An 18932-nucleotide genomic window follows, 5' to 3' on the forward strand; every position below is an offset into this window, starting at 1 on the left:
ACCGACAAGAGCGTCCCGTCGTATCCACCAAATGCGAAAGGGCCGCCCTCCCGGGTGGGCGGGCGGCCCTTCGGGTGGGCCCAGAGCGTCAGCCTAGGATCATCGAGTTGCGCAGGTCCTTGTTGAGCTGCGAGATCACGTCTAGCGGGATCTCCTTGGGGCAGGCGGAGGCGCACTCGCCGATGTTGGTGCAGCCACCGAAGCCCTCGGCGTCGTGCTGGCCGACCATGGTCTGCACGCGGGAGTAGCGCTCCGGCTGGCCCTGCGGCAGCTCACCGAGGTGGGTGATCTTCGCGCCGAGGAACAGCGCGGCGGAGCCGTTGGGGCAGGCGGCGACGCAGGCGCCGCAGCCGATGCAGGTGGCCGTGTTGAACGCCCGCATGGCCTTGTCGCGCGGTGCCGGCACCGAGTTGGCCTCGGGGGCCGAGCCGGTGTTGGCCGAGATGTAGCCGCCGTTCTGGATGATCCGGTCGAACGCGGAGCGGTCGACGATCAGGTCCTTGACGATCGGGAACGACGAGGCGCGCCACGGCTCGATGGTGATCGTGTCGCCGTCCTTGAACGAGCGCATGTGCAGCTGGCAGGTCGTGGTGACCTCCGGGCCGTGCGCCTCGCCGTTGATCATCAGCGAGCACGTGCCGCAGATGCCCTCGCGACAGTCGGAGTCGAACGCGACCGGCTCCTCGTCGTTGTGCAGGAGCTGCTCGTTGAGCAGGTCGAGCATCTCGAGGAAGGACATGTCCTGCGAGACGCCGTCCAGTGCGTACGTCTTGAGCGCACCCTTGTCGGATGCGTTGGCCTGCCGCCAGATCTTGAGCGTCAGCTTCATTACTTGTACGACCTCTGCTTCATCTCGATGGCGGTGTAGATCAGGTCTTCCTTGTGGAGGATCGGGGCGCCGTCCTCGCCACCGAACTCCCAGGCCGCGACGTAGGCGAACTCCTCGTCGTGGCGCATCGCCTCGCCGTCCTCGGTCTGCGACTCGGCCCGGAAGTGGCCGCCGCAGGACTCGCGCCGGTTGAGCGCGTCGATGCACATGAGCTCACCGAGCTCGATGAAGTCGGCGACCCGGCCAGCCTTCTCGAGGTCCTGGTTGAGGGATTCGGCGGAGCCGAGGACCTTGACGTTGGTCCAGAACTCCTTCTTGAGCTCGCGGATCAGGCCGATGGCCTTCTTGAGGCCCTCCTCGCTCCGCTCCATGCCGCAGTACTCCCACATGATCAGGCCGAGCTCCTTGTGGATCGACTCGACCGAGCGGGTGCCGTTGATCGACATGAACTTGTCGATCCGCTCCTGGACCGACTGCTTCGCCTCGACGACGGCCGGGTGCTCCTCGGAGATGGGCTCGAACGGACCGTCGGCGAGGTACTCGCGGATGGTGTTCGGGAGCACGAAGTAGCCGTCGGCCAGACCCTGCATCAGCGCGGAGGCGCCGAGGCGGTTCGCGCCGTGGTCGGAGAAGTTGGCCTCACCGGTGCAGTACAGACCCTCGATGTTGGTCGAGAGCTCGTAGTCGACCCACAGGCCGCCCATGACGTAGTGGACGGCGGGGTAGATGCGCATCGGCAGCTCGTAGGGGTTCTCACCCGTGATCCGCTCGTACATGTCGAGGAGGTTGTCGTACTTCTCCTCGATGGCGGCCTTGCCGAGGCGCTTGATCGCGTCGCCCAGGTCCAGGTAGACGCCGCGACGGAACTTCTTCACCGTGCCGTCGGGCTGGGTCTCGTCGACCTCCGGACCGACACCGCGGCCCTCGTCGCACATGTACTTCGCGGCACGCGAGGCGATGTCACGGGGGACCAGGTTTCCGAAGGACGGGTAGATCCGCTCCAGGAAGTAGTCGCGGTCATCCTCCGGGATCTCGCGCGGGTCCTTGGCGCAGTCCTCGGCCCTCTTGGGCACCCAGATGCGGCCGTCGTTACGCAGCGACTCCGACATCAGGGTCAGCTTCGACTGGTGGGCGCCGGTCACCGGGATGCAGGTCGGGTGGATCTGCGTGTAGCACGGGTTGGCCATGTAGGCGCCCTTGCGGTGCGCACGCCACGTGGCGGTGACGTTGGAGCCCATCGCGTTGGTCGAGAGGTAGAAGACGTTGCCGTAGCCGCCGGTCGCGAGCACGACCACGTCGGCCAGGTGGGTCTCGATCTCGCCGGTGACCATGTCGCGGGCGATGATGCCGCGGGCCTTGCCATCGGCGACGATCAGCTCGAGCATCTCGTGACGCGTGAACTGCTCGACGGTGCCGGCGGCGACCTGGCGCTCCATGGCCTGGTAGGCGCCGATGAGGAGCTGCTGCCCCGTCTGGCCGCGGGCGTAGAACGTACGCGACACCTGCACGCCGCCGAAGGAGCGGTTGTCGAGCAGGCCGCCGTACTCGCGGGCGAAGGGCACGCCCTGCGCCACGCACTGGTCGATGATGTTCACCGACTCCTCGGCGAGGCGGTAGACGTTGGACTCGCGGGCGCGGTAGTCGCCGCCCTTGACCGTGTCGTAGAAGAGCCGGAAGGCGGAGTCGCCGTCGCCCTTGTAGTTCTTGGCGGCGTTGATGCCGCCCTGGGCGGCGATCGAGTGGGCGCGACGCGGGGAGTCCTGGTAGCAGAACGACTTCACGTTGTAGCCGGCCTCGCCGAGCGTGGCGGCGGCGGCGCCGCCGGCCAGGCCGGTGCCGACGATGATGACCGACAGCTTGCGGCGGTTGGCCGGGTTGACCAGGCGGTTCTCGAACTTGCGGGTCGTCCAGCGCTCCGCGATCGGGCCGGTCGGGGCTTTCGGGTCGACGAGCTTCTCGCCGAGCACGTAGTAGCCCGCGGCGTCGTCGGATTTCTGGACCGGTGCCTCGTTGGTCGGGGTGAGGCCGGGCAGGTAGTGGGTTCCAGCAGCCATGTGTCAGATGTCCTTACGAGATGACGCCGAAGACGGTGAACAGGGGGACCAGCGAGAAGCCGCCGGCGACCACGATCGCGACGACCCAGCCGGCGATGCGGGCCCTGGCACGCGACTCAGCGGTGTTGGTGAACCCGAGCGTCTGGATGGCGCTGAAGGTGCCGTGGTGCAGGTGGAAGGCGAGCGCGAGCATCGCGAACATGTAGATGAGGACCATCCACCACTGCTCGGGCTGGAACGCCCCGGTCAGCAGTCTGTACGGGTTCTCGGTGATGTCCGAGCCCTGCCCGCCCTCGCCCACGTTGATCTTCACGATGGTGAACTGGAGCAGGTGCCAGACGACGAAGAGGAGCAGGGCCACGCCGCCCCAGCGCATGGTGCGCGAGGAGAGCGACGAAGCCTTGTTCTTCTTCACCGCGTACTTCACCGGCCGCTGCGCGTGGGCGCGCTTCCAGAGCGCCACCGCCGCACCGACGTGAGCCACCAGCGACGCCAGCAGTACCACTCGCAGGATCCAGAGGAGGCCGCCGTAAGGCAGCATCGGCTCCCCGAACGTACGCAGGTGCTCGGCGTACTCGTTGTAGGCCAGCTCGCCGCTGAAGGCTTTGAGGTTGCCGTACATGTGCGCGAGCACAAACAGGATGAAGACGATGCCGCTGGCCGCCATAAGGAGCTTCAGGGCGATCGTCGAGCGCGTCGACCGCGCGCCTTTGATCAGAGTCGTGGTTGCCACGGCACGCACGCTACTACTCCCGCTACCCGAACTTGTACGCAGGGAGTATGTGACATTTCAGGCTCTGCTGGGGCGGGGGAAGTTACTGGCGAGTATCGCCGCGTTGAGTTAGGCAAGCCTAACAGGCGGGCGGGCATCCTCCGACGCGGTGCCGTGAGATTGTGAGGAGCGGGCCGCGTCGAGCGAGACCAGGCGGGTCAGCAGCTCGTTGACGGCGTCGGTCCAGGGGCGCGTCGCGACCAGCTCGCGACCACGGTCGCCGAGCAAGCGACGACGCGGGTCGGAGACCACCGAGGCGACCGCGTCGGCGAGCTCGCGGCTGCGGGCCGGGTCGTAGAGCACGCCGGTCTCCATGTGCTGGACGATCTCGGCGGCCGCGCCGGCGCGCGGGGCGACTACAGGGATGGCGCTGGCCGCGGCCTCACGCAGGATGTGGCCGCAGCCCTCCTCCTCGCCCGGGTGGACGAGCACGTCCAGCGAGGCGAGCGCGATGGCCATGTCACCGGTGCCCAGAGGCCCGGTCAGCTTCGCCTGCGGGATCCGCTGCTTGAGCCAACCGTGCTGCGGCCCGTCCCCGATGATCACCAGACGGATACCGGGCACGGTCGTCAGCTCGGCGAGGCGGCGTACGCCGTGACTCTTGGCCAGGTTGCCGGCGTAGCCGACCACGACCAGCGGGGTGGGGCGGGACTTCGCCTTGGACCAGCGGCGGTGCAGCCAGTCGTCGCGCAGGCTGGGGGAGAAGGCGGCCGGGTCGACCCCGGGCTCCCAGATCTCGGCGCGGACGTCGATCGCGGCGAGCACGCGGCGCAGCCACTCGCTTGTGACGAAGATCTCGTCGGTGTACGCGGCGATCGAGGTGTTCCAGGTGAGTGCCGCCTTGGGGGAGACGGGGGACTGCTGGACGACCAGCGTGGTCGCGTCGGCCGCGCTCGGCGACGCGAGCGCCTTGCGGCCCAGGCGACCCGGGTCGAAGCTGACCACGACGTCCGGCTCGAAGGACTCCAGGGCGTCGCGTACCTGGCGGCCCGTCTTGGCGATCGGCGAGACCCGGACGACCCGACTGTTGCGGTAGACCGGCAGGCCTGGGCCGGGCGCGATGAAACGCACCTCGTGGCCCGACTCGATCATGTGGTCGGCGATGGCCTTCACCGTGGTCGTGACACCATCGATGGTGGGAAAGAAGCTCTCGGTGACCAGTGCCATCTTCATGCCACCAGCGTCCTGCTCCGGGGTGGCGAGAGCGCGACACGTGCGTTGATCTGGGATGAACCATCGGCGTAGTGGCAGGCTTTGCGGGTGGCCAGTCGGGCCCATCGATGACGACCAGGGTGATGAGGACTATCAGTGGCGGTATCCAGACGGGTCCGGACATTCTCGGCTGCGCTCGCGGTTGCCGGGCTCGTGGGGATGACGGGCTGCGGTGAGGCGCCGACGCAGAAGCCGTCCGCCGAGCGGGTCGCCGGGCAGGCCTCGACCAAGACCCCGGCCTTCGAGATGCCGGTCGAGAAGCCCAACCTGCTGATGATCACGGTCGACGACCTCTCCTCCCTCGACATGGACTACCTGCCGAGCGTGCAGCGGCTGGTCGGCGAGAGCGGGGTGACCTTCACCGACGCGGTCGCGCCGACACCCATCTGCGTGCCGGCCCGAGCCTCGCTGCTCTCGGGGCAGTACGCCCACAACCACGGCGCCCACACCATCCACGGTCCCGACGGCGGTTACCCGTCCTTCGACGACTCCGAGACTCTGGCCACCTCGCTGCAGGATGCGGGCTACACGACGCTGTTCACCGGGAAGTACCTCAACGAGTACGGCGAGGACGGGAGCCGGCGCGACGTACCCCCGGGTTGGGACGAGTGGCGCGCGACCGTCGACCCGTCGACCTACAACTATCTGGGCGCGAAGTTCAACGTCAACGGACGCCTGGTCAGGCCGAAGGGCTACTCGACCACCGTCATCACCCAGCAGGCGCAGGCCGCGCTGAAGGACGCCAAGAAGAGAGCTGCCCGATCGGGGACCGACCCGGAGGGCCAGGTGAAGCCGTGGTTCCAGTGGGTCAACTACGTCGCGCCGCACATCGGCGGCCCGACGGAGAAGGGCGACCCCAAGCAGCGCTTCCCGGGCACCAAGGGCGCGGTCGGCGTCCCCGTCCCGGACGAGCAGGACCGAGACGTGTACGCCGACAAGCCGATCCCGCCGCAGCCCAACCTGTTCCCAAAGGACCGTCGGGAGTTCCCCAAGGGCTCGCCGTCGCGGAAGCGACCGACCCAGATCGAGAAGGACGCCTACCGGCTCTCCTACCAGCGGCGGATCGAGTCGGCGCGCAGCCTGGACCGCAACATCGCCTCTCTCCTCGAGGGGTTGAAGACGAGCGGTGAGCTGGCGCGGACGATGGTCGTCTTCACCTCCGACAACGGGTTCTCGAGCGGATACCACAACTTCAACGGCAAGCTCTGGTACTACCAGGAGACCCTCGGGATCCCGGTGCTGATGAGGGGGCCCGGGGTGCCCAAGGGGCGTGAGGTGGGGACACCGCTGACGAATCCCGACATCGCCACGACGCTGCTCGCGGCGGCCGGTGCCGACGACCCGCACGAGCCCGACGGCATCGACATCCTCCCGTGGCTGAGTGCGCCCGAGCAGACCCGCGTCATCCCGATCGAGGCATGGCCGACCTCCGACGGGACCTCGCGGCTCTGGTCCGGCGTACGCGTGGGCCGGTGGACCTACGTCGAGCTCAGCAGCGGCGGCGTCGAGCTCTACGACCGGGTGGCCGACCCCTACGAGATGAACAACCTCGCCGATGACCCGGCCCATGCCAAGACGCTCTCGCGCCTCGCGGACCTGGCCGAGAAGTATCGCGACTGCTCCGGGGACGGCTGCCCCAAGAAGATGTACGCAGCCGACCGCCCGCTCGATCTCGCCGGTCTGTAGTCGCCTCGCGTCACAGATATTTCACCTGTCGGCCGCAGATTCGGGCCGCAGCCGGACAGCCGCGCGCCACCTCGCTCCGATGGACTTGTCCAGACAAGTTCCGGTGTCCGACCGGGCTGAGTCCGAGACGAGGAGAACGATGATTTCCATCAGACGATCGTGGGGTGCGCGGCTTGTCGCAGGCGCTCTCTCGACTGTTGCGATCGCGGGTGGCGGCACCGTCGTCGCCCAGGAACGAGCCGAGGCCGACGGTCCGGCCTTCACGCTGCTCCAGGAGCAGGTGCGGCTGCAGGCTGCCGTGCGGCCGAAGGCCGCGGTCGGCGAGAGCTTCCGCATCCCCGAGCCGGTGCCCACCCAGGAGAGCAGCTCGTTCCGTACCGGCGACTACTTCGTGTCGGTGGCCTCGCCCGACGGGGTCACGGCGGAGATCTCCCCGACCGGCAGCAAGAGCGACCCGGTCTACGAGTTCACTCCTCAGACGGCCGGCGACTACCGGATCAGCTACTCGGCAGTCGGTGAGAACGGCACCGTCGACTTCGAGGAGTTCCAGGTCGTGGCCGGGGACGACGCCGCGGTCGAGAAGGCCCGCGCCGCTGCCGCGCGTCGCGCAGCCAACGACAACCAGCCGCAGGTCACCTTCGGCTCGCTCGGAGACATCCACAACCAGTGGGGCGACCTCGACAAGGCCTTCGACCTCTACCACGCCGAGGACCTCGACGCGGCGCTGTTCGTCGGCGACCTGACGGACAACGCCACCGCAGGCGAGTACGCCGGTCTCGAGGAGGTGCTGGACCGCCGTATCGACGAGAACGGTGACGGCAAGGACGACATCTCCCCGGTGGCAGCGCTGGGAAACCACGACATCGGCTCGGGGATGAGCGGCTACGACCTCTTCACCCAGGCGACCGGCGGCCAGCGACCCAACGCCGACTACCTGATCAACGGCTACCACTTCATCACCGTCTCGCCCGGCTCCGGTGAGTTCGACGAGGAGACGGGTCGGCCGACCCAGCGCAACACCGGCGACTACGCCTACGCGCGCGACTGGCTGCACACCCGCCTGGCCGCCGACACCGCCGAGAACCCTGACCGTCCGGTGTTCGTGCTCGTGCACCACCCCCTCAAGTGCACGCACTACGTGTCGGACGAGTGGTACGGCACCGGTCTGTCGGAGGGCTGCGGCGACACGTTCGAGTCGGTCTTCGACGACTTCCCCCAGGCGGTCGTCTGGGGAGGGCACATCCACACGCCCAACAACATCTCCACATCGATCTGGCAGGACGGGGGCTTCACGACGGTGAACGCCCCGCCGCTGGCCTACTTCGAGATGGAGAGCGGCGTCGACAACGACACGACGCCGAACGACGCGGGCAACAACGCGCAGACCTCGGTCGTCGAGGTCGCCGGCAGCGTCGTCACCGTCAAGAACTACGACCTGCAGGCCGGCCGATGGATCGACCAGACCTGGAAGTGGGACGTCGAGGAGGCGGTCAAGAACCCGCAGCGCAACTTCCCCTACACCGACCGCCGTGCCGCTGAGACCGCCGGCCCGAAGTGGCCCGCGGGCTCGGCCGTGACCGTCTCCGACGTCAAGGAGGACACCGCCCAGGTGACCTTCCCGCAGGCGAAGCCGGCGGCCAACGACGTCGGCGACATCGTGCATCTCTACCGCTACCAGGTCACCGACAAGGCCACGGGCGCGACCGTCGCCGACTTCAAGCAGTGGTCGGGCTTCTACATCCTCCCGCTGCCGGCCACCCGCGGCCACGCCGTCCGTGGCCTGACGGGCGATACGGAGTACGAGGTGCGCGTCACCCCGTACAACACCTGGGGCAAGGCGGGCGCGCCGATCTCGGGCACCTTCAAGACCGCTCCGCCGCCGCCTCCGGTCGACCCGGCCGACTACCTCGTCTACCAGGACTTCGAGTCGGTGGCCGACCAGCTCCAACCCGGGGTCGAGCACAACATGCCGGCGAACGAGAACGTCCTCGGCTGGACCAAGACCACTCCGGCGGGATGGACGATCACCAACTCTCCGGACATGCCCACCGGAACCAAGGAGATGAACGGCTGGTCGCTGATGACCAAGGCGTTCTGGCAGAACGGCGACGACCAGGACCGCAGCGGCTTCACCCTGGGCCGCAACGTCGTGGCGGTGGCTGACCCCGACGAGTGGGACGACGTCAACGACCCGGAGAGCCGTGGCCGCTTCGACTCGACCCTCACCACGCCCAGCGCGTCGATCCCGGACGGGACCTCACGCGTCTATCTCGCGTGGGACAACCATTACCGCGAGGAGGAACCGCAGGAGGCGGAGGTCACCGTCGAGTTCGACACCGGCCAGAAGGTGCGACTGGTCCACTGGACCGCGGCCAACACGCCCGACCTCAGCCAAGGGAACAAGACCGTCAACCTGCCCGTCGACGTCCCGGCCGGAGCGACCTCGATGAAGGTCGACTTCCGGCTCTTCAACGCGATGAACGACTGGTACTGGGCCATCGACCACGTTCGGCTCGACACCGAGCCGATCCTCGACTGACCGGAAGAGGGCCCGTCCGATGGTTCGAACGGGCCCTCTCCCGACGGCGCGTCTCAGTTAGCGGTTGTAAACCTCACACTTTGTGGTCACCGCCACTCCGTCCGCCTAAGGTTCGACCCATGAACGACGCCGTTCGCGACGACTCGTTGCGCCTCGCCCAGCCGGCAGACGCCCATTCGCAGGAAGAGTGGGAGGCGGCGACCGCTGCTGTCCTCCGCAAGAGCGGTCGGCTGACGTCCGACGACGCCGACTCTCTCGTGTGGGACAAGCTGACCCGCACCTCGCTCGACGGACTCCGGATCGCCCCGCTGGGGCTGCCGGAGGCGTCCTTCGCCGACGCGGCCCGTCCCGCGCGCTCCGGCCCCTGGGACATCCGCTCCCTCGTCTCCGGTCTCTCCGGGATGGACGCGAAGGCGGCCAACGAGGCCGCCCTGGTCGACCTGGACGGTGGGGTCTCCTCGCTGTGGGTCGCCGCCGACGAGACCACCGACCTCGCCGTGCTCCTCGACAAGGTGCTCCTCGACCTGGCGCCGATCGTGCTCGACGCGCCGGTCGGTGCGGTCAAGGTCGCACAGGGCCTGCTCACGCTGGTCGCCGAGCGTGGCACCGGCCTGCATGCCGCGACCAACCTGGGTGCTGACCCGATGGGCGCGCTGCTGCGCGACCTGCCGCTGGCGCCCGACGAGGCGTTCGCCGAGCTGGTCGACCTCGCCCGCCTGGCCGAGGGGATCGGGGTGCGCGCGATCGTGGTCGACGCCACGGCCGCCCATGACATCGGCGCCTCCGACGTCCAGGAGCTCGGCTGGTCGATCGCTGTGGGCGTCGCCTACCTGCGCGCGCTGACCGAGGCGGGGTTCTCGCCCGCAGTGGCGGCTGCGCTGATCGAGTTCCGCTACGCCGCGACGGACGAGCAGTTCCCCACGATCGCCAAGCTTCGGGCCGCCCGCCAGCTCTGGTCCCGCGTGCTCGAGCTCTCCGGAGCCGAGGGCGTGGAGATGCGCATCCACGCGGTTAGCTCGCGGCCGATGCTGTCGAAGTACGACCCCTACGTGAACATGCTGCGCGGCACCGTCGCCGCCTTCGCCGCCGGCGTCGGCGGGGCCGACGCGGTGACGGTGCTGCCCTTCGACTCCGCCAACGGCGTACCGGACGGGTTCGGGCGCAGGATCGCCCGCAACGTGTCCCACCTGCTGATCGACGAGTCCCACGTCGCGGCCGTCGCGGACCCGGCCGGCGGCTCCTTCGCCGTCGAGAAGCTGACCGCCGACATGGCCGCCGCGGGCTGGGAGGCGTTCATCCAGCTCGAGGAGGAGTGGACCGGGGCGAACGCCGTCGGCGGTCACGACTTCTCGCCCTTCCGGGACCGGATCGCCGCGGTCGTGGCCGAGCGGGAGAAGGCGATCGCGCGGCGCAAGCGGCCGATCACCGGGCTCACCGAGTTCCCCAACCTCGCCGAGACGCTCCCCGAGCGGCCCGCCGACCCGCTGAATGAGCGGGCCGTGCGCTACGGCGCCTCCTTCGAGGCTCTGCGCGACACCCCGACCACCGGCAAGGTCTTCCTCGCCACCATCGGCACGGTCGCCCAGCACACCGCCAGGGCGACCTTCGCGACCAACCTGCTCGCCGCCGGCGGCATCGGCGTCGAGGTCGCCGGAGCGACCAGCGACGCCGAGGAGCTCGCCGGGAAGTACCGCTCAGCCGGCGCGCCGCCGGTCGTCTGCCTGGCCGGGTCGGACAAGACGTACGCCGCATGGGGAGTGGACGCGATCGCAGCCCTCCGCGAGGCCGGTGCCACGCACGTGATCATCGCCGGGAAGCCCGACGCCGTCGACGCCGAGGTGGACGACGCCGCCTCGATGGGCGTCGACGCACTCGCCTTCCTGACCGCTACGAGGGAGAAGCTCGCATGACCATCCCCGACTCTTTCAAAGGCCTTCCGCTCCGGGGCGACGCTGCCGGCGACCTGCCCTCGCCCAGCGGCGGCTCGACCGGCGGAACTCCGTGGCTGAGCCCCGAGGGCATCGAGATCCAGCCGGCGTACGGCCCTGCGGATCTCGACGGGCTCGACGCGCTCGACACCTTCCCGGGGCTGAGCCCGTTCCTGCGCGGGCCCTATCCGACGATGTACACCACGCAGCCGTGGACGATCCGGCAGTACGCCGGGTTCTCGACCGCGGAGGAGTCCAACGCGTTCTACCGACGCAACCTGGCCGCGGGCCAGAAGGGCCTCTCGGTCGCCTTCGACCTCGCCACCCACCGTGGCTACGACTCGGACCACCCGCGGGTGCGCGGCGACGTCGGCATGGCGGGCGTGGCGATCGACTCGATCTACGACACGCGCACGCTCTTCGACGGCATCCCGCTCGACGAGATGTCCGTCTCGATGACGATGAACGGTGCGGTGCTGCCGGTGCTGGCGCTCTACATCGCCGCCGCCGAGGAGCAGGGGGTGAAGCCGGAGCAGCTGGCAGGGACCATCCAGAACGACATCCTCAAGGAGTTCATGGTCCGCAACACCTACATCTACCCGCCGGCGGCGTCGATGCGGATCATCGGCGACATCTTCTCTTACACCGCCGCGAAGATGCCTCGGTTCAACTCGATCTCGATCTCCGGCTATCACATGCAGGAGGCCGGAGCGACCGCTGACCTCGAGCTCGCCTACACGCTGGCCGACGGGGTCGAGTACCTCCGCACCGGCCTCGCCGCCGGGCTCGATGTCGACGCCTTCGCGCCTCGGCTGAGCTTCTTCTGGGCGATCGGGATGAACTTCTTCATGGAGGTCGCCAAGATGCGCGCGGCCCGCGCGCTGTGGTCGCGTCTGGTGTCGCAGTTCGACCCGTCCAACCCGAAGTCGCTCTCCCTGCGGACCCACTCGCAGACCTCCGGCTGGTCGCTGACCGCCCAGGACGTCTTCAACAACGTCGGCCGCACCGCGATCGAGGCGATGGCCGCGACCCAGGGACACACCCAGTCGCTGCACACGAACGCGCTGGACGAGGCGATCGCGCTGCCGACCGACTTCTCCGCCCGCATCGCCCGCAACACCCAGCTGCTGCTGCAGCAGGAGTCCGGCACCACCGAGATCATCGACCCGTGGGGCGGCTCCTACTACGTCGAGAAGCTCACCCACGACCTCGCCGAGCGGGCCTGGGCCCACATCCAGGAGGCCGAGGCGGCCGGTGGGATGGCCAAGGCGATCGAGCAGGGCATCCCGAAGATGCGCATCGAGGAGGCCGCAGCTCGCACCCAGGCGCGCCTCGACTCCGGTGCCCAGAAGCTGATCGGCGTCAACACCTTCCGGCTCCCGTCCGAGGACCCGATCGACGTGCTCAGGGTCGACAACGACCAGGTCTACAAGCAGCAGCTCGCCAAGCTCGAGCGCCTCCGCGCGGAGCGAGACGACGAGGACGTACGCCGCACCCTCGAGGCCATCACGAACGCGGCCGGTTCGACGAGCGAGCCCAGCGGCACCGGCAACCTGGACGGCAACCTGCTCAAGCTGGCCGTCGACGCGGCTCGGGCCAAGGCGACCGTCGGGGAGATCTCCGACGCGATGGAGAAGGCGTGGGGACGGCACCAGGCCGTCATCCGTACCATCTCCGGTGTGTATCGGGACGAGGCGACGACGTCGGGTGACTCGAAGGTCACCGAGGTGCTGAAGGCGACCAAGGAGTTCGAGGAGGCCGAGGGTCGCCGCCCGCGGATCCTGGTCGCGAAGATGGGCCAGGACGGTCACGACCGTGGCCAGAAGGTCGTGGTCACGGCCTTCGCCGACCTCGGCTTCGACGTCGACGTAGGCCCGCTTTTCTCCACGCCCGAGGAGGTCGCGCAGCAGGCGGTGGACGCCGACGTACACATCGTCGGGGTCTCGTCGCTGGCTGCCGGTCACCTCGCGCTGCTCCCCGCGCTGAAGGCGGCGCTGGAGGAGCAGGGACGCCCGGACATCATGATCGTCATCGGCGGGGTCATCCCGCCCGACGACGTGGCCACGCTCGAGCAGATGGGTGCGGCCGCGGTCTTCCTCCCGGGCACCGTGATCGCCGACTCCGCGATCGACCTCCTCGGACGTCTGCGGGAGCAGCTCGATCACTGACGGCCTCGCTGGTCGAGCCGGATTCGTGAGGAACGAACGAATCCGTGTCGAGACCAACACGGTCCCATCGAGCGCGACAGTGGGCTGTGTTGGTCTCGACACGCTCGCTGGCGCTCACGGCTCGACCAGCGGGTACCCGAATATGTCCACGCCTGGGGCGTCGGGCTCGTCTAGCCTCAAAGGTGTGACGGACCTACGCCCCGGGCGGGCATACGGGGACGGGCTGATGAGGGTCGGCGCCTACGAGATCCTCAGCAAGCTCGGTGAGGGCGGCATGGGCGTCGTCCACCTGGCTCGCCACGAGGAGACCGGCGAGCGGGTGGCGCTGAAGGTGCTGCGTACCCATGTCGTGGGGGACGAGGAGACTCGCGCCCGCCTGGAGCGCGAGGTCCGGTCGCTGGGGCAGGTGAACAGCCCCTGGGTCGCCGAGATCCTCGACGCCGACCCCTATGGGGACCATCCCTACGTCGCCACCCGGTACGTGCCGGGGCCGACCCTCCACGACCGGATCAAGGACGACGGGCCGATCCGCGGCGAGGACCGGTTCTGGCTGGCACGCTGCCTGGCCGGTGGGGTCGCGGCCTGTCACGACGCCGACGTGCTGCACCGTGACGTGAAGCCTTCCAACGTCGTGATGGAGGGGCGTACGCCGGTGCTCATCGACTTCGGGCTGGCCCGGGTCGCCGACGATCCCAAGATCACGTTGACCGGCTGGCTGGTCGGCACGCCGGGCTATCTGGCGCCGGAGATCCTGGAGGGGGTGCCGGCGTCGGCTGCCAGCGATGTGCACTCGTGGGCTGCCACCACGGCCTATGCGCTGCTGGGCAGGCCCCCGTTCGGCACCGGGCCGTCGATGGCGGTCCTGGATCGCGTACGCCGCGGCCAGCACGATCTCGACGGAGTCGAGGGGTCGATGCGCGAGGTCCTGGCGGCGGCGCTGGCGACCGATCCCGCGGACCGGCCAGGTCTCGAGGAGCTGCGCGAGTGGCTGATGGAGCCTGAGGTGGCGTGGTCCGGATGCGGCGGTGCCGCGGCGGTCACCAAGGTGCTGCCGGTGACGATGCCCCTGGCCGCTGCGCCGGCGGGCGCCGAGCAGCCGAAGCCGACACTGGTCGACCCGGCCGCCGCGGGTGATGCCCTGACCGAGGTGGAGGAGGTGCCGCCGACCGCGGTGACCGCTCCGGATGCTCCTGCTGAGCCTGTCGTCGTGCGCCGGTTCGATCCGCAGTCACCGCCACCGGCGCCGCAGCCCGAGTCCGGGTGGAGCCCGCCCAGCAAACACAAGAACCTCAGACGTTGGCCCGGTCCGAGGCACTTCCTGGTCTTGGTCGCGCTCGCCGCGATCCTCGCGGGGGTCGTGGCTGCGTACCCGTTCCTGGGTGTCACCCTGCTCTGCGTCGGGGTCTGGCTGGTGCGGGCCGTGTCGCTGGCCGCCGACCAGCTGTCGAAGCGCCGCGAGGCGCGCGGGCGCAAGTGGTACGACGGGATGTGGGCGCTCGTCCGCTCGCCGTGGGACCTGGTGCGCGCCATCCCGGGAACGGTGGTGCTGACGGCGTTGACTGGGGTGATCGCGGCCGCCGTCGCGTTGGCTGGCTACGTCCTCGGGCTGCCACCGACGGCCGCGATCTACGCCGCCGCGATGACCTTCATGTCCGCGGCCTGGCTCGCCTCGCAGCGGGTCCGCGACACCGTCGGTCCGATCGTCCGCGTCGCGTCCTCGCCACCGCAGCGTTGGGTCGTCGCCGTCATCGCCCTGGCGATCCTCGCCGCGGCCGCCGCCTGGTACGCACTGCAGATGGGGGTTTCCTGGGTGCCCCTGGACGACGGTCGAGCGAGTCAGCTGCCCGGTGCCGTCCGCGAAGTCCTGGGACAGGTTGGCTGACTGCCACAGCGGTGTATCACCGTAAATGCTGGTGGTACACTTCGATTATGCCCACTTCCCGTCCGCGTCATCAGGTGACCGAAACCGATGAACTGGCTGCTGCCCTCGAGGCGGCGGAACGTCGTTGGCCCGGGAAGTCCCGCAGCGCACTGATCGCGGCCCTTGCCGAGGAGGGGGCGAAGGCCCTCGAACGAGAAGAGGCCGATCAGCTCGCTGAACGGCGTCGCGTGGTCGAAGCCAACGCCGGGGGCTTCGGGTTCGGTGAGGGCTACCTCGACGAGCTGCGCGAGGACTGGCCGGCTTGATCGTCCTCGATGCGAGCGTGCTGATCGCCTATCTCGACGAGTCTGATGCCCATCACGTCCAAGCGCTGAAGGTGCTCTCGACGACGGAGCGTTATCGGATCCATACCTTGACTCTCGCCGAGGTGCTGGTTCGGCCGACTCAAGCGGGGCGGGCCGTGGAACTCATCGACAAGATCACCGCGATCGGGATCCGTGAGTTGGAGCGGGTGCCCGACGAAGCGCGTCAGTTGGCCGACATGCGAGTCTCCACGCCGCTCAAGACGCCGGACTGCTGTGTCCTCATGGCCGCCACCGCGCATGCGGCGTCGCTGGCGAGCTTCGACGAGCGGCTTCGCGACGTCGCGCGAAGCCGTGGGCTTCACGTTCTGCCGTGACGCAGCAGCGTAGCGAACGGGTTGTGAAGCTGAGCGCGGTCTATGGGTCACTCTCAGCTTCACAACCACCGTGAGATGGCCAGGGTCAGAGCCGGGCCAGGAGCGCACCGCCGTGGATGCCGACGACCTGGCCGGTGGTGAACCCGGCCTCCGGTGAGGTCAGGTGAGCGACCAGTGCGGCGACCTCGTGAGGCGTGCCGGGGCGGCCTACCGGGATCCGGGAGGTCCGCTCCTCGATCAGTTCGGGGCTGCGGCGTGAGTCCCAGAACTCGGTGTCCGGGACGAAGCCCGGAGCGACCGCGTTGGCGGTGATCCCGTCCGCGGCGACCTCTGCCGCGAGGCCGGTGATCCAGGTGTTGATGGCGCCTTTGGTGGCTCCGTACGACCCGTGGCCGCGCAGCGCCGAGATCGAGCTCATCGCGACGATTCGGCCGCCGGGCCGAGACAGCCGGGGGAGAAGCGCCTCGACCGGGAGCACAGCGGTGAGCACGTTGAGCCGGTAGTCGGCCGCCCAGTCGCGCGCCAGTGCCTCCAGGTCGTCGCCGGTCGCGGGAGCGTTGCCGCCGGCGTTGAGCACGAGTACGTCCAAGCGATCGGGACAGGCATTCGCCAGGGCGCGTACGTCGTCCGGGTCGGCGCAGTCCGCGATCACGTACGTCACCCGGTCGGCGTCGACGGCGCCGTTGATCTCCTTGGCCGCGGCCTCCAAGGTCTCCGCCCGACGTCCGACGATGGTCACCGCGAGCCCGTCGGCGGCGAGCCGCTCCGCTATTGCACGTCCCAGTCCGGTTCCGCCGCCGGTCACCACCGCTGTTCTCGTCATCTCGGTCACGTTGGTCGAGCGTACTGGCGCCCGCCAGTCTCCGCTGGTCGAGTCGGGCGGCTCGGGGCTCGATGAATTGGCTAAGGTGCTGGCCATGCCTGGGCCCGACGTACAAGACCTTCTCGACGGCATCAGCGACGGCAAGCGGGCGGCGGTGTCACGGGCGATCACCTTGGTGGAGTCGACCAAGCCGCAGCACCGCGACATCGCACGCGAGCTGCTCACCCGCCTTCCCGCAGGCGACACGGTGCGGGTCGGGATCTCGGGGGTGCCGGGGGTCGGCAAGTCGACCTTCATCGAGGCGCTCGGCAGCCGGCTGACCGCCAACGGCCTCAAGGTCGGGGTGCTGGCGGTCGACCCGTCCTCGGTACGCACCGGCGGCTCCGTCCTCGGCGACAAGACGCGCATGCAGCGACTCTCGGTGGACCCCAACGCCTTCATCCGGCCCTCGCCGTCCGCCGGGACGCTCGGCGGCGTCGCCCGGGCGACCGTGCAGGCGATGGCGGTGCTGGAGGCTGCCGGGTACGACGTCGTGCTGGTCGAGACGGTCGGCGTCGGGCAGTCCGAGGTGACGGTCGCGGGGATGGTGGACACGTTCCTGTTCCTCACCATCGCGCGCACCGGCGACCAGCTGCAGGGCATCAAGAAGGGCATCCTGGAGATCGCCGACGTGATCGCGGTCAACAAGGCGGACCCCGATGACCCCAACCGTGCCCAGGAGGCGCGTGCGGCCGCGCGCGAGCTCGCCGGCGCGCTTCGGCTGGTGCGCTCGCGCGAGGAGTGGGCGCCCCCGGTGGTCACCGCCTCGGCGCTGCACGACGCGGGGGTCGACTCGGTCTGGGAGCAGGTGCTGGCCCATCGCGAGCATCTCGGAGAGGACGGCCTGCGCACCAAGCGCGCCGAGCAGCAGCTCGACTTCACCTGGGCGCTCGTCCGTGACGAGCTCGACCAGCGCCTCAAGCACTCCGAAGGCGTCAAGGCGATCCGCGACCAAGTGCGTGGCGAGGTGCTCTCCGGGGAGCTTCCGGCGACCGTCGCCGCGGACCGGATCCTCGCCGCCTACGACAACGATTAGTCTGGCTGGACCATGCTGGAGCCTGCTGCCTTCCTCACCGAGCGAGTAGATGCCTACGACGCCGAGCTGATCGACCTGCGCCGCGACATCCATGCGCACCCGGAGCTCTCCTGGCAGGAGCATCGCACCACCGAGCTGATCGTCGAGCGGCTGGAGAAGGCCGGCTGGCAGGTCCACCGGCCGTCCACGACCGGGCTCATCGCCGACCTGGGCACGGCCGGGACGGACTCGAGGGTCGTCGCGCTGCGCGGCGACATGGACGCCCTGCCCGTCGACGACGTCACCACCGACGTCTGGACGAGCACCGTCCCCGGGGTGGCCCACGCCTGCGGCCACGACGTGCACACCACGGCCCTGCTCGGTGCCGGTCTGGCGCTGGCCGACCTGCACCGGGAGTCACCGCTGCCCGGCGGCGTACGCCTGCTGTTCCAGCCCGCCGAGGAGGTCATGCCCGGCGGCGCGCTGCACCTGATGAGCCTGGGTGCGCTCGACGACGTGGAGCGGATCTTCGCGCTGCACTGCGACCCGACCGTGGACGTCGGGCGCGTCGGGCTCCGCTCCGGGTCGCTGACCAGCGCGTCCGACGTCATCGACGTGCATCTGAGCGGCACCGGCGGTCACACCTCGCGCCCGCACCTGACCGGTGACCTGGTCTTCGCGCTCGCCAAGGTGACCACCGAGCTGCCGGTGATCCTGAGCCGGCGGATGGATCCCCGAGCCGGCATCAGCGTGGTGTGGGGCAAGGTCTCGGCCGGTCTGGCCCACAACGTGATCCCCGCCCACGGCACTGTCGGGGGGACGGTCCGGATCCTCGACAGCGACGCCTGGAGCGAGGTCGAGCACGTGGTGCGCGAGGTCGTCGCGGAGATCATCGCCCCCTACGGCGTGACGGCTGCGGTCGACTACACCCGAGGCGTCCCGCCGGTGAGCAACGACGAGGAGTCCCACCAGATCCTCGTCGACACGGTCCGTGACGTCCTCGGTGAGCGGGGCGGGGTCGTCTCCGCGCAGAGCCTCGGTGGCGAGGACTTCGGTTGGTATCAGGAGCAGGTCCCGGGCTCGATGTTCCGCCTCGGCGTACGCACTCCCGGCGGCCCCACCTACGACCTCCACCAGGGCGACCTGCGCATCGACGAGCGCGCGGTCGGCGTCGGCGCCAAGGTCCTGGCCGCCGCCGCCCATCGCGCCCTCACCCTCACCCTCACCCCGCCGAATCGGTAGAACGGCGAGCCGAGAAATCACTTGTGGGCGACGAAACGGCAGTTTCGTCGCCCAAAAGTGCAGT

14 protein-coding genes are annotated in these 18932 nt (G+C 69.3%); 9 read left to right on the forward strand and 5 right to left on the reverse strand.

Annotation, left to right across the window (positions count from 1 at the left end; genetic code table 11):
• Positions 1-88: 88 nt before the first annotated feature.
• The 4 genes from H5T77_RS22485 to H5T77_RS22500 form a co-directional block, all read right to left on the reverse strand.
• Positions 89-829: a succinate dehydrogenase/fumarate reductase iron-sulfur subunit gene (locus H5T77_RS22485; RefSeq protein ID WP_292652843.1), complete on the reverse strand. Its 741-nt coding sequence runs from the start codon at positions 827-829 to the stop codon at positions 89-91.
• Positions 829-2883 carry a fumarate reductase/succinate dehydrogenase flavoprotein subunit gene (locus H5T77_RS22490; protein WP_292652844.1) on the reverse strand — a complete coding sequence of 685 codons (2055 nt, stop codon included), beginning with the start codon at positions 2881-2883 and terminating at the stop codon, positions 829-831. Before H5T77_RS22490 ends, H5T77_RS22485 begins: the two co-directional genes overlap by 1 nt.
• A 13-nt stretch (positions 2884-2896) precedes the next feature.
• Positions 2897-3616: a succinate dehydrogenase cytochrome b subunit gene (locus tag H5T77_RS22495; RefSeq protein ID WP_292652845.1), complete on the reverse strand. Its 720-nt coding sequence runs from the start codon at positions 3614-3616 to the stop codon at positions 2897-2899.
• A gap of 108 nt (positions 3617-3724) precedes the next feature.
• Entirely contained in the window at positions 3725-4828 is a 1104-nt protein-coding gene (locus tag H5T77_RS22500; protein ID WP_292652846.1) for a glycosyltransferase, read from the reverse strand.
• Positions 4829-4963: 135 nt separating this feature from the next.
• Here H5T77_RS22500 and H5T77_RS22505 point away from each other — a divergent pair, with 135 nt between their 5' ends.
• The 7 genes from H5T77_RS22505 to H5T77_RS22535 all read left to right on the forward strand — a co-directional run bounded on the left by H5T77_RS22505 (position 4964) and on the right by H5T77_RS22535 (position 15749).
• Positions 4964-6553 (forward strand): sulfatase-like hydrolase/transferase, encoded by a 1590-nt coding sequence (locus H5T77_RS22505; protein ID WP_292652847.1) that lies wholly within the window; start codon positions 4964-4966, stop codon positions 6551-6553.
• A gap of 139 nt (positions 6554-6692) precedes the next feature.
• Complete coding sequence (locus H5T77_RS22510) at positions 6693-9092, forward strand: hypothetical protein (protein WP_292652848.1); 2400 nt, start codon at positions 6693-6695, stop codon at positions 9090-9092.
• 119 nt (positions 9093-9211) lie between these two features.
• Positions 9212-11002 (forward strand): methylmalonyl-CoA mutase family protein, encoded by a 1791-nt coding sequence (locus tag H5T77_RS22515; RefSeq protein ID WP_292652849.1) that lies wholly within the window; start codon positions 9212-9214, stop codon positions 11000-11002.
• Positions 10999-13188 (forward strand): methylmalonyl-CoA mutase, encoded by a 2190-nt coding sequence (gene scpA / locus H5T77_RS22520; RefSeq protein ID WP_292652850.1) that lies wholly within the window; start codon positions 10999-11001, stop codon positions 13186-13188. The genes H5T77_RS22515 and scpA overlap by 4 nt, the downstream gene beginning before the upstream one ends.
• 184 nt (positions 13189-13372) lie before the next feature.
• Positions 13373-15070, forward strand: coding sequence for a serine/threonine protein kinase (locus H5T77_RS22525; RefSeq protein WP_292652851.1), 1698 nt, complete (start codon positions 13373-13375; stop codon positions 15068-15070).
• Positions 15071-15144: 74 nt separating this feature from the next.
• Positions 15145-15375 (forward strand): hypothetical protein, encoded by a 231-nt coding sequence (locus H5T77_RS22530; RefSeq protein ID WP_292652852.1) that lies wholly within the window; start codon positions 15145-15147, stop codon positions 15373-15375.
• Positions 15372-15749: a type II toxin-antitoxin system VapC family toxin gene (locus H5T77_RS22535; RefSeq protein ID WP_292652853.1), complete on the forward strand. Its 378-nt coding sequence runs from the start codon at positions 15372-15374 to the stop codon at positions 15747-15749. The genes H5T77_RS22530 and H5T77_RS22535 overlap by 4 nt, the downstream gene beginning before the upstream one ends.
• 85 nt (positions 15750-15834) lie before the next feature.
• On the opposite strand, the gene H5T77_RS22540 is transcribed toward H5T77_RS22535, so the two are convergent.
• Positions 15835-16572 (reverse strand): SDR family NAD(P)-dependent oxidoreductase, encoded by a 738-nt coding sequence (locus H5T77_RS22540; protein WP_292652854.1) that lies wholly within the window; start codon positions 16570-16572, stop codon positions 15835-15837.
• A gap of 76 nt (positions 16573-16648) precedes the next feature.
• Here H5T77_RS22540 and meaB point away from each other — a divergent pair, with 76 nt between their 5' ends.
• Together meaB and H5T77_RS22550 are read left to right on the forward strand one after the other, a co-directional pair.
• The gene (gene meaB, locus H5T77_RS22545) at positions 16649-17647 is read left to right on the forward strand and encodes a methylmalonyl Co-A mutase-associated GTPase MeaB (protein WP_472850363.1); all 999 of its coding nucleotides are present in this window, start codon (positions 16649-16651) and stop codon (positions 17645-17647) included.
• A gap of 12 nt (positions 17648-17659) precedes the next feature.
• Positions 17660-18868 (forward strand): amidohydrolase, encoded by a 1209-nt coding sequence (locus H5T77_RS22550; RefSeq protein ID WP_292652856.1) that lies wholly within the window; start codon positions 17660-17662, stop codon positions 18866-18868.
• The last annotated feature ends 64 nt before the right edge of the window (positions 18869-18932 follow it).

It is taken from the genome of Nocardioides sp., from assembly GCF_014360585.1.
GTDB lineage: Bacteria > Actinomycetota > Actinomycetes > Propionibacteriales > Nocardioidaceae > Nocardioides.